This window comes from Phenylobacterium sp. (assembly GCF_030693805.1).
Taxonomy (GTDB): Bacteria; Pseudomonadota; Alphaproteobacteria; order Caulobacterales; family Caulobacteraceae; genus Phenylobacterium.
This window is the reverse complement of record NZ_JAUXZW010000166.1, coordinates 1-3,809: the sequence shown is the minus strand read 5'-3', so window position 1 is coordinate 3,809 and position 3,809 is coordinate 1. Positions and strand designations below refer to the sequence as shown.

Sequence of the window (3,809 nt, the reverse complement as noted above, 5' to 3'; positions counted from 1 at the left end):
CCTGAGCTTCGACGTGTGGCGCGGCCAGTTCCGGGACCGCGCGATCGCCGCCGGCCTGCCCGCGGCTGTCGTCGACCGCGAACTGGTCGGCCTGACGCCGGACGACAAGGTCTCCTCCCTAGACGGCCGCCAGCCGGAGTTCTCCAAGCCGGTGGGCGACTACATCAAGGGCGTGATCAGCGACGACCGCATCGCCATCGGGCGGCGGCGCCGCGCTGAGCTCGCCTTCCTGCCGGGCCTGGAGCAGCGGTTCGGCGTGCCCCGCGACATCCTGATCGCGGTGTGGGCCATGGAATCGGGCTTCGGCGCCATCCAGGGCGACTTCGACGTGGTGCGTTCCATGGCCACGCTGGCCGCCGACGGCCGCAGGCGGACCTTCGCCGAGGACCAGTTGATCGCGGCGCTGCGGATCATCGCCTCGGGCGAGTTCCCGCGTTCGCGGCTGCGCGGCTCGTGGGCCGGCGCGATGGGCCAGACCCAGTTCATCCCCAGCAGTTTCCTGAGCAACGCCGTCGACGGCGATGGCGATGGGCGACGCGACATCTGGGGCTCCAGCGCCGACGCACTGGCCTCCGCCGCCAATCTGCTCGCCAGCGGCGGCTGGATCCGCGGCCAGACCTGGGCGCGGGAGGTCGTGGTGCGCGACGGGTTCGACTACGGGCTGACAGAAGGTCCGCGCGAGACGCCGGCATGGTGGGAGCAACAGGGCGCGCGGCGCGCAGATCGATTGCCGTGGCCGGCCGCCGACCAGAACGCCCCGGCCCAGCTGCTGGCCCCCAGCGGGGCCGGTGGGCCGCTATTCCTGCTGTTCCCCAACCACTTCGCGATCCGCAAGTACAACAACTCCGCCGCATACGCCCTGGGGATTGGTTTGCTGGCCGACCGCTTCGGCGGCGGCGGGCCGCTGACGCGGGCCTGGCCGGTGGAGACGCCGCTGGGGATCGCCGACCGCATCGCCGCCCAGCAGGCGTTGGCGAAACTGGGCTTCGACCCCGGAGCGCCGGACGGGGTGGTCGGCCTCAACACCCGCGCCCAACTTCGCGCCTGGCAGAAGAGCCAGGGCCTGACCGCCGACGGCTACCTGTCGCTGGACATGGTGCGCCGCCTGCGCACCGCCGCGCCCTGAGCTAGACACCGCCGGAATCGTTGCGCTCCACCGTGGCCAGCACCGTCTCCAGGCGGCTGGTCGGCTTTGGGTCGGCGTTGCGAAGCTGCGTGTTGGTGTAGGCGTAGACCAGCAGGCCCAGCATCATCACCACATTGACCGCGAACGGCGCCCAATGGACGCGCTCGTAGAGCATCACATAGACCGGCGCGACGGTCATGGTCATCACGCCGACGATCGAGAACGCACCGCCGACACGGGCCTGTTCGTGCAACTCCACCGCCAGGGACGAGCCCGCAGCGGCGCCCGGGCGGGCGAAGGCGAATCCGAGACAGGCGATCGCAAAGCCGACCACCACGGACCAGTAGTTGGGGGCCACGGCGACGATCAGGTTGCCCAGCGCCGCCAGCGCCACGCCCCAGCGCAGCAGGTGGCGCGGGGTCATCTGGAACATCCGGATCAACCCCCACTGACCCAGCAGCCCGGAGAGCGCGCCGAACATCATCGCGAGCGCGATGAAGCCCTGCGAGGCCAGCGGCTCGATGGCTAGCTTGTCGATCACAAGGAAGCCGAGGGTAAGGCCGATCGAAGTCTGGCAGGCCGCGGTCAGCAGGCTGTACCAGAGGAACGGGGTCACCCGCGGATCGCGCCAGATTCGCACCCGCTTCTGCGGCTCTCCGTCGGCCGTCCTGACCGGTAGCGGAGGCGGAAGCGATTTTCCGAGATAGCGCCAGGTGACCACCAGGGCCGCGACGCCCATGAGGGAGAAGACATAGAGCGGGCCGGCGAGGCCGACGATCGGCAGGATGAACAGCGGCGCGAAGAACGGCCCCACCACGGTCCCCAGTCCGAACGCCCCGGCCAGATTGGCCATCGCCTGTGTCCGGTCCTCTGGCCGCGTGCCTTCCCCGATGATCGCCTGGATCGCGGGCGTCGAGGCCGATGCCAGGGCGCCGAAGCAACCCCGCGAGACGACCAGCAGGGCGAGGATCACCATCGGCGGCGCCATGTGCAGGAGGCCCACGGTGACCACGAGCCCCATCAGCAGCTTCGCGAACACAATACCCATCAGGCTGATCATGATCAGGATCTTGCGGTCCATGCGATCGGCCGCCTTGGTCCAGAACGGCGTGAAGGCCGCCCACATCAGGGCCGAGAACACGAAGACGCTCGTCACCATCGTGTCGGGAATAGCCAGCGAGCGGCCGATTACCGGCAGCAGCGACATCAGTCCGGTATTGGCGATCGCCATGATCAGCGAGCTGGCGAACAGGATCGCAAATGCGCGGCGGGAAAGCGTCGGTGGGTAGACCTGGTCCAGCATTCGGCACCGCTTAGGCCCTGCCGCTGCGGCATGCAAACCGCGCGGCGAGAGGGCGCGCGCCAAGCTGCGGGAACCCGCCATTAAACATTAACGGCGATGGTGGCCGCTGCATCTCAGGGGCCGGCAGTTTCATGTTTCAGATCATCGGCGTCGTGCTGCTGTTCGGCCTCGTCTTCGGCAGTTTCATTATCTCCGGCGGCAATATGGGCGTCATCCTGCACGCCACGCCGCACGAGATGATGGCGATCGGCGGCGCAGGCGTCGCGGCCTTCCTGATCTCCAACTCCCTGCCGGTGATCAAGGCCACCGGCGGCGGCCTGGCCAAGGTGTTCGCCGGCCCGAAATGGAAGGCGTCCGACTACCGCGACCTGTTGTCGCTGCTGTTCCTGCTGACCAAGACGATGAAATCCAAGGGCGTCATCGCCCTGGAAAGCCACATCGAGAATCCGAAGGAGAGCACGATCTTCTCGCGCTTCCCGAAGATCCTGAAGGACCACTTCGCCGTGGACTTCATCTGCGACACCCTGCGGATGATGACCATGAACCTGGAGGATCCCCACCAGGTCGAGGACGCCATGGAGAAGCAGCTCGAGAAGCACCACCACGAGGGCCTGGCCCCGGCCGACGCCCTGACCAACCTCGCCGACGCCCTGCCCGCTCTGGGCATCGTGGCCGCCGTGCTGGGCGTCATCAAGACCATGGGCGCGATCACCGAGCCGCCGGAAGTGCTGGGCGAGATGATCGGCGGCGCGCTGGTCGGCACCTTCCTGGGCGTGTTCCTGGCCTACGGCCTGGTCGGCCCGATGGCGACGCGGCTGAAGAACGTCATCGAAGAGGATGGCGCTTTCTACCGCATCATCCAGTCGGTGCTGGTCGCCCACCTGCATGGCAACGCCGCGCAGATCTCGGTGGAAATCGGCCGCGGCAGCGTCCCGTCAGGCGCTCAACCCAGCTTCCTCGAGCTCGAGGAAGCGCTGTCGGCGATCCCCAACGAAGCATGATCTAGAGCCTCGCAGGACGCATCGTCCGGCATTCGTCAGACACCTCGTATGGTGAATGGTGAAAAAAGTGATCACGAGCGCGTGAATTAAAGTCTTGCTCTCCCGCTAAACCCCTGCATATTCCTGCTGCGCCTCATCGGGTCCAACTGCGTCGTTTCGGTCTTTTCGGAACGCCGTCGCGGGACACCGGGACGAGGCGTATCACCACCTTCGTCTAAGGGGACAGGGACTATGACCTCCGCAATCCTTCGCAAGCTTCTCGTGGCCGGCGCTGCCGTCGCCGCGCTCTCCGTCGCCGCCTGCAACAAGCCCGCTGAAAAGGCCGCTGAAGCTTCGGATTCGGCCGCGACCGCGACCGACGCCGCCGCCACCGCGACCG

General features: G+C 67.5%; 3 protein-coding genes. 2 read left to right on the top strand and 1 reads right to left on the bottom strand.

What is annotated here, in order from left to right; all coding sequences use genetic code 11:
- Positions 1-1,126: lytic murein transglycosylase (locus Q8M88_RS07035; protein WP_305595783.1), on the top strand; the 1,126-nt coding region annotated here is incomplete at its 5' end.
- Between the two features lies 1 nt (position 1,127).
- Here Q8M88_RS07035 and Q8M88_RS07030 read toward each other — a convergent pair.
- Entirely contained in the window at positions 1,128-2,429 is a 1,302-nt protein-coding gene (locus Q8M88_RS07030) for an MFS transporter (RefSeq protein ID WP_305595781.1), read from the bottom strand.
- A 131-nt stretch (positions 2,430-2,560) separates the two neighbouring features.
- On the opposite strand from Q8M88_RS07030, the gene motA reads away from it, so the two are divergent.
- Positions 2,561-3,430 (top strand): flagellar motor stator protein MotA, encoded by an 870-nt coding sequence (motA, locus tag Q8M88_RS07025; protein ID WP_305595775.1) that lies wholly within the window; start codon positions 2,561-2,563, stop codon positions 3,428-3,430.
- Positions 3,431-3,809: the final 379 nt, after the last annotated feature.